Source organism: Paenibacillus sp. CCS19, assembly GCF_033239625.1.
Lineage (GTDB): Bacteria > Bacillota > Bacilli > Paenibacillales > Paenibacillaceae > Paenibacillus_T.
Window position 1 is genome coordinate 1 of record NZ_BTCK01000057.1, and the last position, 23,214, is coordinate 23,214.

Genomic DNA, 23,214 nt, shown 5'->3' on the forward strand with positions numbered 1-23,214 from the left:
CTAGAATTTCATCGGATAAACCAGGGGTTTTATCCAATGTCCATTCTAAGGGGTGCACTCCAGTGAGCATGCGGATTTTTTTTACAACCAATATAGAACGAAGAATAAAAGTCCAAACACCGCTACCAGCTTGCTGTCGGTTCTCGACCACCTTAGCACGATGCCGCGCGTCGGCTTCCTGCCTTCCTCTCTGCCATATCCCCGCGCTTCCAGCGCTTCCGTCATTTCATCCGCTCCACGCATCATCGCGAGCATGAAAGGCGCCGTAATCGCATACAGCATTCGAGCCGGCAGTTTGTCTGGTCTCGTCGTTGACTTGCCCCTTGCATGAGTGATACGGACGAAGCGATCCCACTCCTGTTTGATCATCGGCAAGAAACGAAAAATAAGCGCAACCGTAAGTGCCAATGCTTGAACAGGCACCTTAAGTGGACGAAGCCAGCCTAATGTCTGTTCAATCGCCCGCTGCAGCCGAATCGGCGTGATTAGAGCTGCGACCGGCAATCCCGTCACCATAACAACGAACAGTCTGACCAGTCGAAACCCCGTCTCCATCGCAGGCTGCCAATCGTATCCGACCGAGGTCAGCTTCAGACCTGCGAAGAGTATGAACACGATCACCATACGTGCGTATAGAATAATTGCAGTGCGCCAAGGCGTGATGGCATATCGAAGCGGCAACCAGACGAATACCGATGCGCATATCGTCGCAATGAGCAGACCCCACCAGCTCTGCTGCAGCAGAATGCCTGTGGCGAACAGCAAGTAGCTAAGCACAACCGCCCGCGGGTCGAAACGGTCTGATTGTACCGCTGCGGACTTCTTACTGTTAGAAGATCGGCTCTTTACTTGTGCTTGCAAGGTTGATGGTACTGCATGCGAACTTGCAGCTTCGGCTGATGCAGCGTCATTCGTCCAAATAGTATAAAGCGGCTTCTCATCCCGATCTTCGTTAATGTCACCAATGCCGATGCCGATGCTACTGCGGTCATGAAGCTCAGCTGCAAGCGCGCTAGCGAGCGCTTTAGGCTCCAGCCATACCGTATCCGATACGGGCACCTTAACACCGCTTTGCTGCAATAATGCAGCAATCTCAAGCGGCTGAGGCAGTCTCTCATCATCTGAGGATACGGCTGAAGATACGGCGAGAGCTGCGGCGTATGCTGGTGCTGGCCTAATCCCTGCTGAAGATTCCCCCATATTCATCTCAAGCACTGCATCTGCAATTGGCAGCAGAGCCTCCAAGTCATGCGCAACGATAATGGCACTTCCGCCTGCCGCACGATGCTTCTGAAGAAACGTACTCAATTGCTGAGTACCTTCCGCATCCAGCCCTGCCGTTGGTTCATCCAATAGCAGCCATTGCGGTTGACATGCAGCCAGCATAGCCAACGACAACCGTCGCTGCTGCCCGCCACTTAGCGTCTTCGGATCACGCTCGAGGAAGCGGTCCGAATCCAACCCTACTGCTGCGAGCGCATCCGCCATTCGCGCATCCATCTCTTCATTGCTCAGTTTGTAGGGCCGCATAGAGTATCGGAACTCATCCGCGACTGTCGGCAGAAACCATTGTGCGGCGGACTGCTGCAAAGATACCCCAATCTGCATCAGGTATGAATGGTTTAGCTTGCGCTTCATCCACAGCGGTTGATCCGGATCAGCCAGCTTAATTACGCCTGACGCCGGTTCGCGAAGCCCTGCCACTGCTTCCAGCAGCGTGGATTTGCCTGCCCCGTTATGTCCGACAACAAGTGTAACTTGACCGGGTTGAAAATGTGCGGTTATCGCATTCACGATCGTCTTCCCGTCGACTATTACCGTGAGATCATTGACATGCAAGCTGCTGCTGTTTGGCATAGCTGCTCACCGCCTTCGCTAATGATGATCCCGTGAGCGGCATAGACGGATCAAGCGTAATTCCCGCCTGCTGCAGTTCCCATACCGTCTGCACCACATATGGAGCATGAAGTCCCGCTTCTTCACATGGGCTGCTTGATTCCGTTGCCCCTATGTCCCGTTGATAAAATGACTCTGCGCGTCCATCGAACGTCACGCATCCCTCCTTCATCGCAACAACTCGATCGCCTTCCTGCAGCTCCTCCAGTCGCTGCGTGACCCATACGACTGTCGTCCCGCTTCGATGAAGCTCTCTCAGTGAAGCCATAACGGCGGCCGACGCCTGCGGATCGAGCATCGCCGTTGGCTCATCGACAATAAGAGCATCGGCCCCGCTGGCAATGCAGCCTGCTATCGCAGCAAGCTGCTTCTGTCCGCCGGATAGCTGCGCGATCGGCTGGTTCATCCATTCGGTGAGCCCTGTCACAAGCATCGCAGCTTCAATTCGGCTTGGCATCTCGTCTGCAGGTACGGCTAGCTGCTCCAGCAGCAGCGTTGCATCCTCCGCCGGCGTCATGCCGACGAGCGCCGCTTCCGGATTTTGCGTAACGAGCGGCGCGAATGAAGCGCCCGCATTAGATGAGGAGGTTCGTGTTATCTCCCCTGTAATACGGGGCTGGCCGAGACCTGCAAGCAGTCGTGCCAGCGTGCTTTTGCCGCTGCCGTTCGTTCCAACGATGAACACCCACTCGCCGTCTCGAATGGTCAGATCTATCTGATGGAGCAATTGATGCTCCATTGTATGTACTGGCGCAATGCGCTCTTTATCCTCACCAGGCTTCTGTGCAACGGTTGACCTTACGAACAAGTCGACCGATTGGAGCCTCCAACGTTCTCGCTGCAACAAAATTCACCCAACCTCTTCCTATATCGGTAAACGTGTGCTATGATTCTTTTCGTTAACCAAGATTCACTACATACAGGTTAACATATATCAAACGACATAGGAAGGTGCAATTATGAAAGCATCATCAATCCGCAGTATTGTATTCACCGCACTATTCGGCGCGCTCTTCATCGCGCTCAGCGCAGTCAAGATCCCGCTAGGCTTTTCCGAAATCCCATTGACGCTGCAAAATCTCGCCGTCATGCTTGCAGGCGCATTTCTTGGTGCAAGGCTCGGCTTCTCGAGCATATTCATCGTGCTTCTGCTAACCGCGACAGGTCTTCCTCTCCTGCACGGTGAAGGCGGTCTCTCCTATATGACCGGCCCGACAGGCGGCTTCATCGCAGCTTTCCCATTCAATGCGTTCTTCGTTGGCTTGTTCGTCGCGAAGCTGATGAACAGTCGGTTGTCTTCGAACCGCAAATATACGATCGTCCTGCTCTTCCTTATCTTCGAAGTATTCGGCTCGCTGCTCAGCTACGTGTTCGGCGTACCTTGGCTGATGCATACGGTTGATTACTCGTTCCAGAAAGCGATGATCAAAGGCTGCTACCCTTACCTGGCAGGCGATGCATTCAAAGCTGTCGTTGCAACGGCAGTTACCATGTCACTGTATCCGTTCATCGCGTCGCGCCATACGAAGCAGTCGAACGACTATACGTCCGCAGCACACAAAACAGGGATGAGCCACTAGGCTCTCCCTGTTTTTTTGGATGCACGAAAGTGCCTATGGGTTAGTCTCGCAGAAGTGAATCTTACAGCGACAGACGGTAGATGTTAATAACATCTTCCTTCGTTAATTTGCGGAAGTTGCCGCGTGTGCCGTTGCCAACAGTTTTCTCCGCCATTTCCTCCAGACGGCTGTCGTCGATGTTGTAATCGGACAGACGCGAAGGCGCGCCGATCGAATTCCAGAATTCGCGCAGCGCTTTAATTCCCGCTTCGGCAATCTCACGATCCGAACGGCCGTCTTCACGAATGCCGAACACATTAACCGCGAATTGGCGGAAGCGAGCAACGTTATCGTCGAGCACATACGTCATCCAGTTCGGGAACAAAATCGCAAGGCCGCCGCCGTGCGGAATATCATACACAGCCGATACCGCATGCTCCATGTCATGGTTTGCCCAGTCGCCGAGGATGCCCATCGACAGCGTTCCATTGAGCGCCATCGTTCCGCAGTACAGAATCGTCTCGCGGTGCTGAACATTCGTCAGGTCATTGACCAGATGCGGCGCTGTCTCTACGACGGCACGCATAATCGATTCGCTGAAACCATCTTGCACAGGCGTACGGCTGTCATGGTGAAAATATTGCTCGAATACGTGCGCCATCATATCGACAATGCCGTACACCGTATGATCCTTCGGTGCGGAAGCTGTCCATTTGGCATCAAGAATCGAGAAAGCCGGATACACGTGCGGGCTTGCCCAGCCGTGCTTCTCTTCCGTTTCCTCGTTCGTAATAACGGAGTTCGAGTTCATCTCCGAACCGGTCGCCGCAAGTGTCAGAATCGTGCCCAGCGGCAGTGCAGACTGCACCGACGCTTTCTTCGTTACGACATCCCAGAAGTTCCCGTCATACTTCGCCGCCGCGGCGATTGCCTTCGCACAGTCGAGCGTGCTGCCGCCGCCAACCGCAAGCACCCAGTCGATGCCTTCCTGACGAATGATATCCGCGCCGCGGTGAACAGTCGATATACGCGGGTTCGGCTCAACGCCTGCAAGCTCGAATACCGTAACGCCTGCTTGGCCGAGCAGCTCAAGCACCTCGTCGTACAGTCCATTGCGTTTAATGCTGCCGCCGCCGTATACAAGCAGCACCTTTTTACCGTATTTCTCAGCTTCAGCTGTAATGTGACGAAGCGACTGGTCGCCAAAATAAAGTTTAGTCGGATTGCGATAGACAAAAGGACGCATTGCTTAATCTCTCCTCCCGGATATGTACAACTTCACTACTCCATTATGATAAAAACCGTTAATAAGGTCAATCTTAGTTGACCACTTTGTATTCTCGGCTTTACCATCTGTGATAAATCAGATTCAATTCCGTGCTGTATTCTTCCCTTTAATGGTAACAAAAAAACAGGAAGAGCCGCAAATGCGCTTCCTGTTTCATTCTTGTAAAGATTAGTTGCTGCAATCCGCAGGCTCATCCTGCTCCGTCGCACCTTCGACTTCAAGTTTCTGTGCAACCGTGTCGCGCACAACACCGATAACAAGCTGCAGCATATAATTGATGTCGGATTGGCTTTGCTGGAACTGCGAGACGATCGGCATGCCGTCCAGTTCATCCTGAAGATCCGCCATTTCCTGCTCGATCTTCTTCGCCATCGTTTCATTCTTGAATGTTTTCTCGAATGCGACAACTTCCTTCTGCTTCTTCTTCAGCAGCGCCATGACCGATTGAACGCGCTCATGTCCTTGAATCTGCTTCTCCGCTTGACGGTAACGTTGCACCTCTTCGGATGCATAGATCAAGTCTGCCAATTCCTTCGCTTTCTCCATAACATCCTTACGAACGATCAGGTCGCGCGAATGTACGGTAGGAACACACCGTCCGTTCTCGTGGTCATGATCGTGGTCGTGCCCGCTGCAAGTATGTACGTGCTGTTCAGCCATTGTTATCTCTCCTATCGATACGTATGCTTCTTATCTATTATGAAACAGCTTCTTCGGTGTGTAGAACGACTTCTCCCTTAATATGCCAAGTAAGAGGCTCCGTCACACGTACTTGAATAAACTGGCCAATCCATTCCTTCGGTCCTTCAAAGTGAACAAGCTTGTTCGTCCGCGTTCGGCCTGCCAGAACGTTCGCTTTGTTCTTGCTCTCGCCTTCGACTAATACCTCGACAATCTGCCCGCGCAGCTTCTCGTTGCCAACGCGTCCCAGCTCCGCCATCAGCTCATTCAATCGCGCGAGCCGCTCCCGCTTCTCTTCGAACGGCACATTGTCCTCCATGCCTGCGGCGGGCGTACCTTCGCGCGGCGAATAAATGAAGGTGTAGGCCATCTCGAAGCCTACTTCGCGGACAAGCGACAACGTCTCTTCGAACTGTTCTTCAGTTTCGCCAGGGAAACCGACAATAATGTCGGTCGTCAGCACGACATCGGGAATCGCTTTCTTGATTTTGTTCGCCAATTCGAGGAATCGCTCACGCGTATATTTGCGGCTCATCTGCTTCAACACTTCCGTGCTTCCAGACTGCACGGGCAGATGAATATGCTCGACCAGATTGCCCTTGCCTGCCAGCACTTCGATCAGATGATCGTCAAAATCACGCGGATGGCTCGTGGTGAACCGGATTCGCGGAATGTCGACCTTGGCTATATCCGCCATCAGATCGCCGAACCGATAGGAGCTGTCTTCGAAGTCTTTGCCATACGCATTGACATTCTGACCGAGCAGCGTTATTTCTTTATAACCTTGACGAGCCAGTTCACGCACCTCGGCGATGACATCCTCTGGACGACGGCTGCGCTCCTTGCCACGGGTGTAAGGTACGATGCAATAGGTGCAGAACTTGTCGCAGCCATACATAATATTGACCCAAGCCCGCATGCCTTCGCGCTTCTTCGGCAAGTTCTCAATGATGTCGCCTTCCTTGGACCATACTTCGACGACCATCTCTTTGTTGTAGTACGCATTCTGCAGCAAATTCGGAAGCCGGTGGATGTTGTGCGTACCGAATACGATATCCACGTGATGCTGCTTCTCCATTATACGGCCGACGACGGATTCTTCCTGTGACATACAGCCGCATACGCCGAGCAGCAGATTCGGACGTTCGCGCTTTAAGGTTTTCAGATGGCCGAGCTCGCCGAACACCTTATCCTCTGCATTTTCCCGAATTGCACAAGTATTGAGTAAAATAACGTCCGCTTCAAGTCGATTGTCAGTCGGTGCGTAGCCCATTTGCTCGAACATGCCTTTCATGACTTCCGTGTCATGCTCGTTCATCTGACAGCCATACGTCTGAATCAGATAATAATGCTGCTTGGCTTGGTTCATGGCTCTGAAGCTGTCCATGATATGCTCGGTCTCCGCACTGCCGAAGGCATGAACCTGAACATCTTCCTTGCCTCTGCGCTTCTCTGCTTTATAGTCGGGCGCAGCATGTATCTGAATGTTTCTGCCGTTGATGCGATAAGTCGTACTGCCTTCTTCTTCGCTCAACACTTTCGCACCGCTAAAATCGAAATATTTGGAGTAGTCCTTCGTCTCATTCTTGTTCACTGTTGTCTCACATCCCCTCATGAATGCGTCTATCTCTACAAACCTATGATTTCATCGTTCCATCAAGAAATTATACCATTAGGAGAACGCAATTTCCATTCAACTATTCATGAAAAAACCATGTCCGCAAGTACCGAATCCATTCCTTCGCCGCGTAAGACAAGTATCGATCCTTCCTCCATACGAATGCTAGACGCCATGGAATGGCCGGTTGTTCCAATGAAACAGCCGCTACGCCGTCTCCCGCTTCTCTGCCGATCGACTCCGGCAGCAGCGCTGCGCCTAGATTGGCTGCGACTAACCGCACAATGAGATCCCACTGCGAGCTTTCGCACACGATATTCGGACGAAAACCCGCTGCTAGACACGCCGCCGGTATTCGATCATGGAGCGCAAACCCTTCGCTGAACGAGATGAAGGGCTCCTCAGCGAGCTCAGCTAGTGCAATAGTTGCTTTGTTCGCACATCGATGCGATGGATGGAGCAGAACCATTAGCTGTTCATCGGCAACCAGAATCGATTCGAACAGCTCCGACTTCGTCGGAAGCAGCACCACGCCAAAATCGAGCGTGCCATTCTCGATATCCGCTTCAATCCGCTTGGCGCCGTCTTCCGCCAACTCGATCGTAACGCCCGGATACATCGCATGAAACCGTCCAATCGGCTCTGCAAAATAACTAGCCCCAGCCATCGGCGGCAATCCGATGCGCAGCTTCCCTCTGCGAAGAGATGCAAGCTCGTCTATTCCTGTCGTCAAATTGTCGAAAGCATGCGTAATGACGTTCGCCTGATCCACGATTAATTGACCGACATCCGTCGGTACGATTCGCGGACCTGAACGATCAAACAGCTGGGCGCCGAGCTCCTCCTCGACCGACTTGATCATTTTGCTGATCGTAGGCTGACTGACGAACATCGTCTGCGCTGCCTTCGTAAAGCTCCCTGCCCGCGCAACTTCGATGACATATTGCAAATGCTTGATGTCGATCGTGTTTCCCCTCCTGCCCATAGATTTGATTCATGAAAGCCATTCTTATTATTCATTTTACCTATACAAGGTTCGCTCGTATACTTGTCATGACAGAAAGGAGAATGCATCAACATGGCTGCACTTCGTAACTTGTCGCTCACCGCTGCGCAGATCGCCTTGCTCACAGCGCTCGCGCTCGGATCAGATCGGACGGCGCATTGGCTGCATTTGCCCGTTCCCGGAAGCATCATTGGCGCTATAATTTTGTTCGCTCTGCTGAAGAGCGGCATCGTCCGCCTCGGATGGATCGAACGCGGAGCCAACTGGCTGCTCGCGCAAATGCTGTTATTCTTTATTCCGCCGTGTGTCGGCATCGTCCAATATGAGGATATCGTCCGCTCGAACGGCTTGACGCTGCTGGCCGCGGTAGTCGGCGGAACAATTGTCGTAATGGCCGCAATCGCTGTTCCATCAGCAATAATGGATGCTCGCAGAACGAGACATCGTCTCGCACATCGGAATGTGGTGGGCCGTTCATGATCTCGATCATTTGTCTGCTTGTAACGATCGGTATCTATATCGCTTCACGCGCGCTGTACGCCCGATACCCGCTGTTTCTCCTATCGCCTGTACTAATCACGCCATTGCTGCTAATCGGCCTGCTGCTGCTTACTGGCATTTCATACAACGACTTCGACCAAGGGGCTCATTGGCTGTCCGATCTGCTGAAGCCTGCAACGGTTGCATTGGCCGTACCGTTGTATCGGCATTACGATATTCTGAAGAAGCATGCGCTCGAAATCATCTGCGGCGTCAGTGCAGGCTCTGCAGCATCCGTCATCTGTGCCGCAGCGGCCGGCGGCCTGTTCCACTTGAACGCAACGCTTACGGAAAGCTTGATTCCGCGTTCGGTGACTACGCCGATCGCCATGAATTTGTCAGCAACGCTTGGCGGCAATCCCGCCTTCACCGCTGCGCTCGTCATGGTAACCGGACTGACTGGCAGCCTGTTCGGACCTGCCGTCATTCGTATGCTGCACGTCGAGAGCGACGTTACGCGAGGCGTGATGCTCGGCACGTCGGCGCATGGCGCAGGCACCTCCAAAGCATTCGAGTTAGCTCCGCTCGCCGGCGCGATTGCCAGCGTCTCGATGATCATCGCAGCGCTGCTTGCAATCATCGCCATACCTGCCTTCGCTCACCTTATTTATTGAACATAAAGAAGCGGTCATTACTGGAAAGCTCCAGCGATGACCGCTTCTTGTTCTGTATAGCAGCTGTGTGCCAAATAGTCCTAATCGATAATCTCGGCCTCTTGTCCGTTATCAACACCCGCCGCATTCGCCTCGTCCGTGTCGATGTGCATGTCCAATGCGAAATTCGGGGAGACGCGTGCAACGACATTCTCGAATACAACGCCACGATCGCCGCCTACGCGGACGCGCAGCTTCTGCTTGTCCTCGATGCCCCAGCGCTCAGCGTCGCTTGTATGGAAATGAATATGGCGTGCAGCAACAATAACGCCCTCTTCAATGGTAACTTCTCCAGCAGGACCTTGAATCGTAATGCCTGCAGAGCCCTTAATATCACCGGACTCACGAACTGGCGGCTTCACGCCAATCGCGAATGCATCCGTACGAGAAATTTCAAGCTGAGTAGCTGGACGTACAGGACCGAGAATACGAACCTTCTGGAAACTGCCCTTAGGACCGACAACAGCTACTGTCTCATTCGCTGCATACTGCCCAGGCTGAGACAATGGTTTCATCTCTGTCAGTTCATAGCCGAGGCCGAACAAGATCTGCACATGCTCCGCAGTCAAATGTATGTGCCGGGCGGATACGCCCACTGGTACTATCTTCGCCATCGTTTCATCGCCGTCCTTTAACACGATCACTAGAGTAAAAACAACATAAGGCATACGACTAAGGTGCTAGCCGTATGCCTTATTATACCTGTTCTTATTGGAACTCGGCAACCAACTTGTCGAATGCCTCTCGGCTAATGTCGAGCGATTGCGAGCTGAGCGCCTCTTCCTTGAAGCCGACGATCATATCTTCGTACGACTTGCGTTCTTTGTTCTGATAGATCAGACCCGTCAGCAAGCCGCCCGTCTCCATGATCTTCGTCATCGCTTGGATCCGGTTCGTTGGATCGTAATCAGGGAACTCCGCCAGGTTGACGATATTCTCCTTGAACCAGTCGTACGTATTCACCTTATTGAACGTCACGCAAGGGCTGAATACGTTGATGAAAGAGAAGCCCTTGTGCGCCATGCCCTGCTCAATGAGCGACGTCAGCTGCTTCAGATCGCTGGAGAACGACTGTGCAACAAACGTTGCGCCTGCGGACAGTGCAATCTCCAGCGGCGACAGCGTAGTCTCGATCGAACCCTCTGGCGTCGACTTCGTCTTGAAGCCTTCCGCGCTGCGAGGCGACGTCTGGCCTTTGGTCAGACCGTAGATTTGGTTATCCATGACGATATACGTAATGTCCAAGTTACGGCGGATCGCATGCACCGTATGGCCCATACCGATTGCGAACCCGTCGCCGTCACCGCCGGAAGCGATAACCGTCAGCTCGCGGTTAGCGAGCTTAACGCCTTGCGCGATCGGCAGTGCGCGGCCGTGAATGCCGTGCAAGCCGTAAGCATTGATATAGCCCGAAATCCGTCCCGAACAGCCGATACCCGAAATGACAGCAAGCTCTTCTGGCTCCAGGCCTACGTTTGCCGCTGCCCGCTGGATCGCTGCCTGGATCGAGAAATCACCGCAGCCTGGGCACCAGTTCGGCTTAACGTTATTGCGAAACTCTTTAAATGTAGCCACTTAGCTCAACTCCTTGCATGCTTTGTACACTTCGGATGGCAGGAACGGACTGCCGTCATATTTCAATACGTTATGAATTTTGTCAGCGTAGCCTGCGTGCATCTTGATCTGCGACGCGAGCTGTGCTGTTGCGTTATTCTCCAGTACGACTACTCGTTTTGCAGTGTTCAAATACGGCGTCAGCAGATCTGTCGGGAACGGCGCGATCAAACGAATCGTCACGTGATTCGTCTTCAAGCCGTCTGCTTCTAATCTACGGCGAGCTTCATCGATGGTTCCGCCTGTCGAGCCCATACCGATAATTAGCAGATCCGCTTGCTCATACGGAGCGTCCACGCGAATCGCGTCACGGAATTGCAGCGTTTGAAGCTTCTTCAGACGTTTATCCATCATATTCTTCCGATTCATTGTGCTCTCCGATGGTCGTCCCGTCTCATCATGCTCAACGCCTGTTACGTGGTGGATGCCGCCCTTGACGCCTGGCAGCACGCGCGGCGATACGCCGTCTTCCGTAAGCTCGTAGCGTTTGAACAGTTCATTGTCTTCATGGGCTGGCACTTCTTCAACCAGTTTGCCGCGTTTAATGACGATCTGATCGTAATCGAGCATTTCGCATGATTGCTTGCCCAGCGACAGCTGAAGGTCCGTCATGACGATGACCGGCACTTGGTACTGCTCAGACACGTTGAAGGCTTCGATCATGTCATAGAAGCAGTCTTCGATCGATGCCGGTGCAACTACTACCTTCGGAATCTCGCCGTGCGTACCGTACACCATCGCGTTCAAGTCGGATTGCTCCTGCTTCGTTGGCAGACCCGTCGAAGGACCGCCGCGCTGCGTATCCACGATTACGAGCGGCTGTTCCGTCATGCCCGCTAGGCCGATGGCCTCCATCATGAGTGACAAGCCAGGGCCAGCCGATGCCGTCATCGTGCGAACACCTGCATAGTTCGCGCCGATAGCCATCGTAACCGCTGCAATCTCGTCTTCTGTTTGGACAACCGTACCGCCGAACTTCGGCAGCTTCTTGATCAGGTATTCCATGATCTCGGACGCTGGCGTAATCGGATAAGCCGACATGAGGCGGCAGCCTGCCGCGATCGTACCAAGACCAATCGCTTCGTTACCGATAATGAACATCTTCTGCTTGCCGTCCGCCGGCTCCAGCTTGAAGGCTTCAATCGGACCGCCTGCTTGGTCCAATACGAACACGGCGCCTTGTCTTACAGCCTCGATGTTCTTCTCTACGACTGCAGCGCCTTTGCGTCCGAACTCTTCTTCGACCGCTTTATTGAACACTTCGATCGGCAGGCCAAGCAGCGCCCACGATGCGCCCGAAGCGACCATGTTCTTCATCAGTGATGTACCCAGACCTTCTGCGATTGCAGTGATCGGAACAGCAAATAGTCTAGCATCAATTCCTTCAGGCACGACAGGGTTGAACTTCGCATCCGCGACAACAACGCCGCCAGCCCGGAGCTCATGCGCATTAAGATCGATGCTCTCCTGATCGAATGCAACAAGAATATCTAAATCATCGGAAATTGCGCGAATAGGGCTCGTGCTGATCCGAATTTTATTATTCGTATGTCCACCTTTGATGCGAGAAGAGAAATGGCGGTATCCGTACAAATAGTAACCGAGGCGGTTAAGCGCAGTGGAGAAAATGCGGTCCGTACTTTCTACGCCTTCCCCCTGCTGTCCCCCGATCTTCCATGACAATTGACTGATCAAAACGTCCATCTCCTCTTTTATAGAACGCAACAGCATTCGGATATATGTGTGCGATTAGTAAATGATAATTATAATCATATAAATTTTATGGGAGGTAGCATCAAAATGCAAGACTAGCGGCCTGAATAAATGATCTCACTTTACGATGACATTCGTGCCTATTAGAGAATATAGTGTCGTTTTCCCGCTTATTGTGCAGGCAAATGTTCTTTCAGGAACCGAATGGCGTTACCCGATGTGATATCGGTTACAACTTTTTCTGGAAATGTCCTCAGCATGGCATCTACTAATTTCGGAACGTCTGCTGGATGGCGCAGCGACTGAACATATTGCTCGATTCCGTCAAAATCAGACCCTAGCATCAGATGCTCCGCTCCACCCAATGCCGCCACATGCTCGATATGCCGCAATACGTCTGTAATCGTGGCGTTACCGTCCTCTGTCACAAAATAAGGCACGTACGTAATCCCGATCCGGCCATCGATCGCAATGAGCGCCTTAAGCTGATCGTCGGTCAAGTTTCGTGCATGCGAACAAAGAGCCTTCGCATTCGAATGGGAAGCAATAAACGGCCGCTTCACCCGATCCGCCAGCTCCCAGAAGCCTCGTTCGGTCAAATGCGATACATCCAATAGGATGCCCAGTCGTTCACATTCGTCGACAAATTGACCGCCTCTCACGGTCAGTCCACCCTGTCTTGGTTCCATGACACCATCTGCCGCCCAGTTCGCATGGTTCCACGTCAATCCAACCGCGCGCACACCGAGATGAAACAGCAGCCGGAGCATCGTAAAATCGCCCTGCAGGCCGTCCACACCTTCAAGCGATAACAGCGCGCCGGTCCGATCATGACGGGTCGCATAATCAAGATCAGCAGCTGTACGTATATGATGCATCCTTGGATGCTTCAGCACATGTTCATAAAATAAATCAATGCTCTTCCAAATAGCAGCTTGGCTCGTCATACGCGGTGACACATACACAGCAAACGTCTGCAGCAGCGCTTGCGAAGCTTGAAGTCGTCCTGGCGTCACATCGATTAAGCTCTCCGATTGATCATCGAATAAAAGCTCATCATGCTTCAGAAGCTTCCACAGTACATCACAATGAAAGTCCGCTATTGGAAACGCTGGAGTGGCGGATTCACGCATTGCTACGTCATTCCTTCCTATATTGTTATGCAGCATGCAAAAAACCTGCCTACAAATATGTAAACAGGTTTATCCATTTCGTAACTATTGGGCTGAAACGATCCCGATGCATATCATCTAGGCTCAACGATCAGCTTGATCGCAGTGCGGTCCTCACCATCGATAACAATGTCCGTGAAAGCAGGAATGCAGATGAGATCGACGCCGCTTGGCGCAACGAACCCTCTGGCAATCGCTACTGCTTTAATCGCTTGGTTTAACGCACCAGCCCCGATAGCCTGAAGTTCTGCGCCGCCACGTTCTCTCAAAACACCCGCTAGCGCGCCAGCAACAGAGTTTGGATTGGACTTTGCTGAAACTTTTAATACTTCCATGAAAAAGTACCTCCTCGGGAATGATGGGTTAATTCCACTAGTTATAACTATTCGAGGCAGGCAGAAAGATTCCTTCTTTTCTTGCTTGTACTTTGTTCACTATTCCGAATTGTTTGACATTTAGGACAATTTATTTTTGAAATAGGACATCGCTGTATCGATTTCGGTTAAAATTGTCGGCTAGAAGAACATTAACGTCTCTTCCGTTTGACGAATTTTCTGAATGGAAGTCGCTTTACCCGTCGCGTCATCCGTATCCACTAACACAGCGTGGAAGTGCCAATCGCCTTCATCCACGACGAACCGGGTCGGCAGCTGCGTGAGGAACTTGTGTAGAACCGCTGTGCGCTCCATCCCAAGCACGCCGTCACGTGGTCCAACCATCCCTACATCCGTCAGATAAGCCGTTCCTTGCGGCAAAATGCGATCGTCATTCGTCTGCACATGCGTATGCGTACCGACAACGAGCGATGCTCGGCCATCCAGATGCCAGCCCATTGCGATTTTCTCGGACGTCGCCTCTGCGTGGAAGTCGACCAGAATCTGATTGGTCTTGTCGCTCACCTCTTCGATCAGCGCATCCGCCGTGCGGAACGGGCAATCGATTGGCGGCAGGAAGGTGCGTCCTTGAATGTTAATGATCGCAAGGCTCTTCCCGTTCGCTTTAATGATTGCGGCTCCTCTGCCTGGCGCCTCTGGCGCATAATTGGCAGGACGAACGATGCGCTGCTCGTCATCGATCCACTCGAAGATATCGCGGTTATCCCACGTGTGATTGCCCATTGTAATGCCGTGCACGCCCGCATCGAACAATTCCTTCGCGATCGTTGCCGTAATGCCTCGGCCCGCTGCGGAGTTCTCGCCATTCGCAATTATAATGTGCGGATTATATTTGGACTTAAGAGCCGGGAGCACTTTCTTCACTGCTGCTCTTCCGACACTACCGACAATATCGCCGATAAAAAGAATTCTCATAATAAAACCTCCGGTTTTCTTTCAATCACATCAAAGGGGCAGTTGCCCCTTGGACCCTACGTTTTGTTTTTAAGGGGCTTCGCCCCTTAGAACCTTAAATTTAGGATGTCAGGGGCGGTAGCCCCTCGACGCACCCCTATTAAAATTATTAGGGGCTAACGCCCCTCGACGACCCCAAGTTATTGATTAGGGGCTGGCGCCCCTTATTGTAACCCAATTTCTCTACCCGCCTAAATCCTCCCTGCTAGGGAGGACCCCCGGGGTTTCCTACCCCGGGACCCCGGAATGGGTCTGCTGCAGGACTACCGTGCGTAGAAGTTAATGCGTGCTCTGGGGTCGCGTACCCCTTAGGGGTACAGCTTTCTTTCGAGCGTGCTTATAGGGGCTTCGCCCCTTGTGACCCCCCGCTAACTTGACTAAGGGGCTTCGCCCCTTCTATAACCTTCTTCTACCCACCTAAATCCTCCCTGCTAGGGAGGACCCCCGGGGTTTCCAACCCCGGGACCCCGGAAGGGGTCTGCTGCAGGACTACGGTGCGTATCAGCTAATGCGTATTTGGGGGTCGCGTACCCCTTTGGGTACAGCTTTTGTTCGAGCCTCGATAGAGTACTTTAAAGTATCTAAAATGTCCGACTTACCTATCAATTGATGGATAGAGCACATTTAAGTATTCTAAGCGTCCGTTGTACCCGCCAAGGGGCGGATAGAGCACATTAATGTATCCAGGTGTCCGGCGTGCCCACCAAACGACGATAGAGCACATTTAAGTATCCTAAGTGACCGACGAGCCCACCTAGCGATGGATAGAGCACATTAATGTATCCTAAGTGTCCTGCGAACCCACCTAGCTATGAATAGAGCACATTAATGTATCCTAAGCGTCCGTTGTACCCACCACGTGGTGGATAGAGCACATTAAAGTATCCTAAGCGTCCTACGAGCCCCCCAAGCGAGGATAGAGCACATTAATCGGTTGCGCCCTTCTACACCTTTTGCTTTGAAGAGACGTCCGTTGTATTTCATACAATGGGAACGGCTGATTTGCCCATGCTGGAATGCAGTGTTGTATTTCGTACAATAGGAATCTTCTGTTTGTTGGACTAGACAAACAAAGCTGCCTCTGCCGAATGATTCTGTTGTACAGAATGCAATCAAACGACTATGGATCAAGAACATAGAAGTTTTCTGTTGCACGAAATACAACTGTATGTATCTTGAGCGTGTTGAAGTATAAGGATCAGATGCCTAATCCAGCAGCCCTATATGGAAACGGGTGTTCATGCCTTGGCTCGATGCCTATATGTACATTATGTACCGTTAACCGCAGCATTAACGACGGCCATTCATTTTTTGAAATGTCGTGACTCCTATTTCGTTTAAGTCCGAAGAGATCCCGACAAACAAAAACAAAAGTGGCTGACTAGCAGCCACTTTCGTCGATGCTTTGATTTAATTACTTGGCATACTCGACAGCGCGCGTTTCGCGGATAACCGTGACCTTGATATGGCCCGGATAATCGAGTTCGTTCTCGATTTTCTTCGTGATATCGCGTGCTAGGCGGAACGCCTCCGTGTCGTCGATCTTCTCGGGCTGTACCATGACGCGAACCTCGCGTCCAGCTTGAATGGCATACGATTTCTCGACGCCGTCGAACGATTCGGAAATTTCTTCGAGCTTCTCCAGACGCTTAATGTACGTTTCCAGCGTCTCGCGGCGTGCTCCCGGACGTGCTGCCGACAATGCGTCAGCTGCGCCTACGAGCATTGCGATAACCGACGTCGCCTCGCAATCACCATGGTGGGATGCGATACTGTTAATAACGACTGGATGCTCTTTGTACTTCTTAGCAAGCTCTACGCCGATCTCAACGTGCGAGCCTTCGACTTCGTGGTCAAGTGCTTTACCGATATCATGCAGCAAGCCTGCACGCTTAGCAAGCGTAACATCCTCGCCAAGCTCGGCAGCCATAAGACCTGTAAGGTACGCGACCTCCATCGAATGCTTGAGAACGTTTTGGCCGTAGCTCGTACGATATTTCAAGCGGCCCAAAATTTTGATCAAGTCTGGATGCAGACCATGCACACCAACCTCGAAAGTAGCCTGTTCCCCGTATTCGCGGATACGCTCGTCCACTTCTTTGCGGGATTTCTCGACCATTTCTTCGATGCGTGCTGGGTGAATCCGTCCATCTGCCACAAGCTTCTCCAAGGAAGTCCGAGCAATTTCCCGGCGAATCGGGTCGAAGCCCGACAGTATGACCGCTTCCGGTGTATCGTCGATAATGAGATCGATACCGGTCAAAGTTTCCAAGGCGCGAATATTGCGGCCTTCACGTCCGATGATGCGGCCTTTCATTTCCTCATTCGGAAGAGCTACGACAGAGACAGTCGTCTCTGCAACGTGATCAGCTGCACAACGTTGAATAGCCAACGAAATAATGTCGCGCGCTTTTTTATCCGCTTCTTCCTTCGCTTGCTGCTCGATTTCCTTGATCATTTGAGCCGTTTCATGACGAACTTCCTGTTCTACGTTGGACAAGATGATACTGCGAGCATCCTCCATCGAAAGATTCGAAATTCGTTCCAGCTCCGTGACTTGCTGCTTGTAGAGAACATCGATCTGCGATTGCGTTTCCTCGATTCGTTTCTCCTTGTTGGCAACTTGTTCTTCTTTGCGCTCAAGCGCTTCTAATTTTTTATCCAGAGTCTCTTCTTTCTGCTGAAGACGACGCTCTTGACGAGACGTTTCATTGCGCCGCTCGCGGATATCGCGTTCAGCTTCAGAGCGGAGCTTGTGGACTTCATCTTTCGCCTCAAGCACAGTTTCTTTCTTCAGCGCTTCCGCTTCTTTCTTCGCATTCTCTACGATGACAGTAGCGGCTTGCTCAGCGCTTTGAATTTTGGCTTCGGCGATCGATTTGCGAATGAAATAACCTATCCCAAAGAAAATCGCACCAACAACGAGAACGATCAAGATCCATACAGCCGTGGGCATCTTGTTCACCTCCCCGTTGCACACCAAGTTTCAACGCTTGGGATGATATTTTGTTAAATCCAAGAAAGTATTAGTTTCCACCATATACTATCCCTTGGATTTCTCCGGAATGAAACGAACTGTACGCCGTTAAATGAACAACAACAGTCGTTTCACCTTGTCTTAGCCGGTTCCATACCGAATAATCGACTAAACTTAGTGAAAATAGTCTGTTTCGAATCAATTTTTGGAAGGAAAATCGATTCAAAAAGAAAGAATACAAAATCATTTTATCTTTTGACAAAATCAATTGTCAAGCCATCCTAGCTCTTCATCGTCAGGAGCATTGCCATTATCAGCAGATGCATGCTTCACAGCCTGCATCGCTACGTCCATCGGAAAGCCTCTGCGAAGCAGAAATTGGGCAAGCTTACGTCGTTTATCATAGATTTCGCCAGTCATCGAACGCCATTTCTTAACAGCGGCCTGATCAGCAACCGCCTGCTCTGCCTCTCGTCCCAAATCCCGTGATGCAGCATCTGCAGTCTGCTTATCAACCCCGCGCATTTGCAGTTCCTGCTTAATCATCAGCCGGCCTTTACCGCCTGAACGAAGACGACTTTCAGCAAAACGCCGCGCATAATCTTCATCATCAATAAGCCGCTCCTGTTCCAGCCGTTCAATGGCATAAGCAATCGGTTCAGGCTCAATCTCCTTACGCTGCAAATACCGCTCGATCTCTTTGCTCGTCCGCGGTCGAAATCCCAAATAATTGATTGCCATCGCATACGCTTTATATTGATTGTCCTCGGCTTGGATGTTTTTAATTGCTGCTTCCGTCAATTCCAGACTTTTGAACAGCCGATGGCGTATTAGGAGGTCTTCATGAACAGATAACAGCGGCTCTGAACCATTGTTCATATAAATATGATAACGACGGTGCTGCTTCGCGTCCTGTTCAACGGAAGTAATCGTGTAGATCATTAACCAATTGTAACCTCCTCATGAACGAAGAAAGACACCTCGCTCAAGGTGCCGTTCTGTTCTTGCTATGTCATTGCTAAATCAATCTTAAACCAAATCTTCAAATGTCGGTTCTTCTTCTTCTTCCTTCTCAGCAGCAAGTTGAGCTGCTTGAATAGCCGAATCAGACAATTGCGTCGCTTGACGAATTTGCTTCTCGATAACTGCAGCAACTTCCTTATTGTCTTTCAAGAATTGCTTCGCATTCTCACGGCCTTGACCCAAACGATCGCCGTTGTACGAGAACCATGCACCGCTCTTCTGTACAATATCAAGTTCCGTACCAATATCAATAATGCTGCCTTCACGCGAGATGCCTTCGCCGTACATAATGTCCAGCTCAGCTTGCTTGAACGGAGGCGCAACCTTGTTCTTAACCACTTTGATACGCGTACGGTTACCGACCACATCGTTGCCTTGTTTGATCGATTCAATACGGCGAACATCAAGACGTACGCTGGAGTAGAACTTAAGCGCGCGTCCGCCTGGCGTCGTCTCTGGGTTGCCGAACATAACGCCGACCTTCTCACGCAGCTGGTTAATAAAGATCGCAATAACTTTTGACTTGTTAATCGCGCCAGACAGCTTGCGGAGAGCCTGCGACATCAGACGTGCTTGCAGACCAACGTGGGAATCACCCATGTCGCCTTCGATCTCGGCCTTCGGCACGAGTGCCGCTACGGAGTCGATAACGATGATATCAACTGCGCCGCTGCGTACGAGCGCTTCAGCGATCTCGAGCGCTTGCTCGCCTGTATCAGGCTGCGACAGCAACAGTTCGTCAATGTTAATGCCGAGTTTGCTAGCATACAAAGGATCGAGTGCATGCTCGGCATCGATAAATGCAGCTTGTCCACCGATCTTCTGTACTTCTGCGATTGCATGCAGTGCAACCGTCGTCTTACCGGAAGATTCTGGTCCGTACACTTCAATAATACGACCGCGTGGGAATCCTCCGATTCCAAGGGCAATATCTAAAGCAAGTGCGCCGCTGGATACGGTCTCAACTTGCATGTGCGTCGATTCGCCTAGTTTCATGATGGAGCCTTTACCGAACTGCTTCTCAATCTGGCGGAGTGCCATTTCTAACGCTGCGCGACGATCTGACAAGTAACTCACATCCCTTTACTCTTTATAGTGTTATCATAGCTTATTTCGTTCTGGTTGCCAAGCATTTTTTCGAACATACATTCGCTTTTTTTCTTCCGACAGTCGAACGATGCCCTAAAGAACAAAAAGAACCGCAGCAAATGATCCATTCGCTACGGTTCCTCCGTTAACTACTGATAATATAGCACGAGTCTCAAAGCCTCGGCAAGAGAAATTATAGACAACCACAGCACTGTATATCGGAGATTCCCGCTTACTGCTGCTCTGCACCTCCGAGTGCCTGCCAGAGACGGTACAGCACAGCCTTGACGGCGCGCACACGGATGATATCCCTAGTGCCGCTTAGATGCATCGTATGAACGTCTGTAGGCTTAGAACGCTGCGCAAGGGCGTAATAGACGAGCCCTACCGGCTTACCCTCTGACTCCGCTGGGCCAGCAACGCCTGTTATCGAGATGCCGTAGTCCGCATCAGCGATCTCTCTGACGCGTTCCGCCATCATCGCTGCAGTTGACTCGCTGATCGCCCCAGGCGCACCGTCGCCTTCCAGCTGCGACATCGGAATACCGAGCAGCTGATGTTTCATCATGTTCGTATAAGTGACTACCCCGCCCGCATACTCCCCGCTGCTGCCCGGAATGTTCGTGATCAACTCAGCGAACATCCCCCCTGAACAGCTCTCCGCAGAGACCATCGTGCGGCCTGTGAGACGCAGCAGCCGAACGACCGCCTCCTCCAATGGGATGTCCTCCTGCGCGAACAGGTGAGCCCCTACAAGCTGTTTGATTTTGTCCACCGTATCATCAAGCTTAGTCTGGGCTTCCATTGCCGTCGCCGCTTTCGTTGATACACGAATCGCGACCTCGCCTTCCTTGGCATATGGCGCAATCGTCGGATCCGTCTGCCCTTCGATTAATGGCAGCAGCTCATGCTCCAGCTTGGATTCCCCAATCCCAGCGAATTTAAGCAGCCTCGAATAAAGCGGAATCGCCGTACCCAGTTCGCCCAGGAGCCATGTCAAAGCCGGCCCCTCGAACATCGGCTTCATCTCGCGCGGCGGGCCAGGCAGCAGCAAATAACGGGTACCGTCTACATGCAGCGCATTGCCTACCGCGAGCCCTGCTTCATTAAACAGCGGCACAGCGCCTACAATGGAAGTCGCCTGCCTTTTGTTGCTGTCCACCATATGAATGCCGCGATCTTGGAAGAACGCTACGATTTTGTCCATAGAAGGCTGATCATACGTCAACTCACGGCCAAGGTAATCCGCCAGCACGTCCTTCGTCAAATCGTCCTGTGTAGGCCCTAGACCGCCTGTAAATAGAAGCAGATCCGCCCGGCTCCGTGCCGTTTCAATCGCGTTGCGGATCCGTTTCGGGTTGTCGCCGACAACCGTCTGATAATAAACATCGATACCAAGGTCAGCCAAACGACGGGATAAATATTGAGCATTCGTATTCACAATCTGCCCGAGCAGAAGCTCCGTACCAACCGCGATAATTTCAGCTTTCATCGTATGAACCTCTCCTTCATATGTAGCGCCAATAGCAATTTATTCTTTTTCCAGTAAACATGGAATTCATTTGTTATGCGGTAAAGGAAGGACACCCCCCAGAAATGGAGGATGTCCGTCGTTTAGGCAATAGGTATCAGGTTTTTGTTCTTCACAAAGTAATCGATGCCAGAGTAAACGGTAATGACCGCTGCTACCCAGCTTGCGAAGATATCGAAACGAATGTCGATGAAGGTAAATGGGAAATTGTTCAGCAACAGCGCGATGATCATCGTGATCTGAACAGCCGTCTTCCACTTGCCCCACTTGCTGGCCGCAATGACTTTATTCTCAAGCAATGCGATTTGTCTTAAGCCCGTCACTGCGAACTCGCGGCAAATAATGACTACCGCAATCCATGCATCGAGCTTATCCATCTCGACGAGCGAGATCAGTACGGCAGCAACAAGCACCTTGTCCGCGAGTGGATCAAGCAGCTTGCCAAGATTCGTTACAATCTTGTTCTTGCGTGCGATATAGCCGTCCAATCCGTCTGTGCTCGCGGCGATAATGAAGATAAGAGCGGCTACAATCTGATTGTATGTAATCGAGAAATCATCAAAGTGAATCGGTTCCAAGTCCAACTTGATCAGCAGAAAAATCATGATGACCGGAACGAGAAAAATGCGGGCGATTGTGATCTTGTTAGCTAAGTTCACAGCATCTCCTCCCCGCCACAGGCTGCCAATGGCAAACCTTTCAAGCCGCCGTCTACTGCCATCTGACAAGCACTACGCGTACTGTCATATTCACATACGTCGCGCAGCCAATGCATTGCGAATTGTCGTTCTGTCATGTCGTGCAATCCCCCAGATCTGACTCCGTAAACCTGTCTATCCACATAATTTAAAGTATAATACATGCCCTAAAGCGTGTCAAAACGAACAAAATCGACATCACAAAAGAGCAGCGTCTGCGAATTGCATTCGATTAACGATAGTTAATGAACTGCAGCTCGATTGGCAGATCAGCACCACGAAGCAGTGCAATAACAGCTTGCAGGTCATCTCTGCTTTTTCCTGTTACCCGGATTTGATCGCCTTGAATCTGGCTTTTCACCTTCAGCTTCGAGTCGCGGATCAGAATATTGATTTTTTTGGATATATCCTGTTCGATACCTGTCCGCAGCTTTATGTGCTGACGTACAGTAGAACCGCTTGCCGGCTCAACTTTGCCATAATCAAGGTTTTTGACCGGGACGCCACGCTTAACCATCTTCGCAACGAGAATGTCGATGACATTGCTAAGTTTGAACTCGTCATCCGATGCGATAATGAGCTCTTCTTTCTCCAGTTTAATGCTGCTCTTGCTGCCCTTGAAGTCGAAGCGAGTTTCAAGCTCGCGTTCCGCTTGGGTAATGGCGTTGTTTAGCTCCTGCATATCGACCTTCGATACGATGTCAAATGAACTTTCTGCACTCATGAATTCGATCGCTCCTTTAAATAAGTACATTACGCATACATTTGCTTGTGCCGTATTATAACCGAAAAGCGCTCACAAGAAAA

The 23,214-nt window shown here is 51.4% G+C and carries 22 protein-coding genes; 3 read left to right on the forward strand and 19 right to left on the reverse strand.

Annotation, left to right across the window (positions count from 1 at the left end; translation table 11 throughout):
* Positions 1–81: 81 nt before the first annotated feature.
* Together SBI19_RS26190 and SBI19_RS26195 are read right to left on the reverse strand one after the other, a co-directional pair.
* Positions 82–1,857 carry an ATP-binding cassette domain-containing protein gene (locus SBI19_RS26190; RefSeq protein WP_317972475.1) on the reverse strand — a complete coding sequence of 592 codons (1,776 nt, stop codon included), beginning with the start codon at positions 1,855–1,857 and terminating at the stop codon, positions 82–84.
* Positions 1,826–2,743, reverse strand: a complete 918-nt coding sequence (locus SBI19_RS26195) for an ATP-binding cassette domain-containing protein (RefSeq protein ID WP_317972476.1) — start codon at positions 2,741–2,743, stop codon at positions 1,826–1,828. Before SBI19_RS26195 ends, SBI19_RS26190 begins: the two co-directional genes overlap by 32 nt.
* 112 nt (positions 2,744–2,855) lie before the next feature.
* Here SBI19_RS26195 and SBI19_RS26200 point away from each other — a divergent pair, with 112 nt between their 5' ends.
* A complete protein-coding gene (locus SBI19_RS26200; protein WP_317972477.1) occupies positions 2,856–3,476 on the forward strand; it encodes a biotin transporter BioY in 621 nt (206 codons plus the stop codon).
* Between the two features lie 61 nt (positions 3,477–3,537).
* On the opposite strand, the gene SBI19_RS26205 is transcribed toward SBI19_RS26200, so the two are convergent.
* From SBI19_RS26205 to SBI19_RS26220, 4 genes are all read right to left on the reverse strand, one after another.
* Entirely contained in the window at positions 3,538–4,701 is a 1,164-nt protein-coding gene (locus tag SBI19_RS26205) for an iron-containing alcohol dehydrogenase (protein WP_317972478.1), read from the reverse strand.
* A 210-nt stretch (positions 4,702–4,911) separates the two neighbouring features.
* Complete coding sequence (locus SBI19_RS26210) at positions 4,912–5,403, reverse strand: YlbF/YmcA family competence regulator (protein ID WP_317972479.1); 492 nt, start codon at positions 5,401–5,403, stop codon at positions 4,912–4,914.
* Between the two features lie 37 nt (positions 5,404–5,440).
* Positions 5,441–7,039 carry a tRNA (N6-isopentenyl adenosine(37)-C2)-methylthiotransferase MiaB gene (gene miaB, locus SBI19_RS26215; protein WP_483312341.1) on the reverse strand — a complete coding sequence of 533 codons (1,599 nt, stop codon included), beginning with the start codon at positions 7,037–7,039 and terminating at the stop codon, positions 5,441–5,443.
* 82 nt (positions 7,040–7,121) lie between these two features.
* Positions 7,122–8,006, reverse strand: a complete 885-nt coding sequence (locus SBI19_RS26220; RefSeq protein WP_348538019.1) for a LysR family transcriptional regulator — start codon at positions 8,004–8,006, stop codon at positions 7,122–7,124.
* A gap of 114 nt (positions 8,007–8,120) precedes the next feature.
* Between SBI19_RS26220 and SBI19_RS26225 the strand changes: the two genes are divergently transcribed.
* The gene (locus SBI19_RS26225; RefSeq protein WP_317972482.1) at positions 8,121–8,528 is read left to right on the forward strand and encodes a CidA/LrgA family protein; all 408 of its coding nucleotides are present in this window, start codon (positions 8,121–8,123) and stop codon (positions 8,526–8,528) included.
* Entirely contained in the window at positions 8,525–9,202 is a 678-nt protein-coding gene (locus SBI19_RS26230; protein ID WP_317972483.1) for an LrgB family protein, read from the forward strand. Before SBI19_RS26225 ends, SBI19_RS26230 begins: the two co-directional genes overlap by 4 nt.
* Before the next feature lie 80 nt (positions 9,203–9,282).
* Here the strand turns inward: SBI19_RS26230 and pduL are convergent, their stop codons facing one another.
* The 13 genes from pduL to SBI19_RS26295 all read right to left on the reverse strand — a co-directional run bounded on the left by pduL (position 9,283) and on the right by SBI19_RS26295 (position 23,131).
* Complete coding sequence (gene pduL / locus SBI19_RS26235; RefSeq protein ID WP_317972484.1) at positions 9,283–9,855, reverse strand: phosphate propanoyltransferase; 573 nt, start codon at positions 9,853–9,855, stop codon at positions 9,283–9,285.
* Between the two features lie 94 nt (positions 9,856–9,949).
* Positions 9,950–10,816 (reverse strand): 2-oxoacid:ferredoxin oxidoreductase subunit beta, encoded by an 867-nt coding sequence (locus SBI19_RS26240; RefSeq protein ID WP_317972485.1) that lies wholly within the window; start codon positions 10,814–10,816, stop codon positions 9,950–9,952.
* Positions 10,817–12,550 (reverse strand): 2-oxoacid:acceptor oxidoreductase subunit alpha, encoded by a 1,734-nt coding sequence (locus SBI19_RS26245; protein ID WP_317972486.1) that lies wholly within the window; start codon positions 12,548–12,550, stop codon positions 10,817–10,819.
* A gap of 188 nt (positions 12,551–12,738) precedes the next feature.
* Complete coding sequence (locus SBI19_RS26250; RefSeq protein WP_317972487.1) at positions 12,739–13,701, reverse strand: dipeptidase; 963 nt, start codon at positions 13,699–13,701, stop codon at positions 12,739–12,741.
* A gap of 113 nt (positions 13,702–13,814) precedes the next feature.
* Positions 13,815–14,075: a stage V sporulation protein S gene (locus tag SBI19_RS26255; protein WP_006211249.1), complete on the reverse strand. Its 261-nt coding sequence runs from the start codon at positions 14,073–14,075 to the stop codon at positions 13,815–13,817.
* 180 nt (positions 14,076–14,255) lie between these two features.
* Positions 14,256–15,050, reverse strand: coding sequence for a TIGR00282 family metallophosphoesterase (locus SBI19_RS26260; protein WP_317972488.1), 795 nt, complete (start codon positions 15,048–15,050; stop codon positions 14,256–14,258).
* Positions 15,051–16,503: 1,453 nt separating this feature from the next.
* Positions 16,504–18,045, reverse strand: coding sequence for a ribonuclease Y (rny, locus tag SBI19_RS26265; protein WP_317972489.1), 1,542 nt, complete (start codon positions 18,043–18,045; stop codon positions 16,504–16,506).
* A gap of 285 nt (positions 18,046–18,330) precedes the next feature.
* A complete protein-coding gene (locus SBI19_RS26270; RefSeq protein ID WP_317972490.1) occupies positions 18,331–19,008 on the reverse strand; it encodes a regulatory protein RecX in 678 nt (225 codons plus the stop codon).
* Positions 19,009–19,095: 87 nt separating this feature from the next.
* Positions 19,096–20,157 (reverse strand): recombinase RecA, encoded by a 1,062-nt coding sequence (gene recA, locus SBI19_RS26275; protein ID WP_317972491.1) that lies wholly within the window; start codon positions 20,155–20,157, stop codon positions 19,096–19,098.
* 253 nt (positions 20,158–20,410) lie between these two features.
* Entirely contained in the window at positions 20,411–21,670 is a 1,260-nt protein-coding gene (locus tag SBI19_RS26280) for a competence/damage-inducible protein A (protein ID WP_317972492.1), read from the reverse strand.
* A 122-nt stretch (positions 21,671–21,792) separates the two neighbouring features.
* On the reverse strand, positions 21,793–22,368 hold the full coding sequence (gene pgsA, locus SBI19_RS26285) for a CDP-diacylglycerol--glycerol-3-phosphate 3-phosphatidyltransferase (protein WP_317972493.1): 576 nt from the start codon (positions 22,366–22,368) through the stop codon (positions 21,793–21,795).
* A complete protein-coding gene (locus tag SBI19_RS26290) occupies positions 22,365–22,505 on the reverse strand; it encodes a hypothetical protein (RefSeq protein WP_317972494.1) in 141 nt (46 codons plus the stop codon). Before SBI19_RS26290 ends, pgsA begins: the two co-directional genes overlap by 4 nt.
* Before the next feature lie 134 nt (positions 22,506–22,639).
* Positions 22,640–23,131 carry a YajQ family cyclic di-GMP-binding protein gene (locus SBI19_RS26295; RefSeq protein ID WP_317972495.1) on the reverse strand — a complete coding sequence of 164 codons (492 nt, stop codon included), beginning with the start codon at positions 23,129–23,131 and terminating at the stop codon, positions 22,640–22,642.
* Positions 23,132–23,214: the final 83 nt, after the last annotated feature.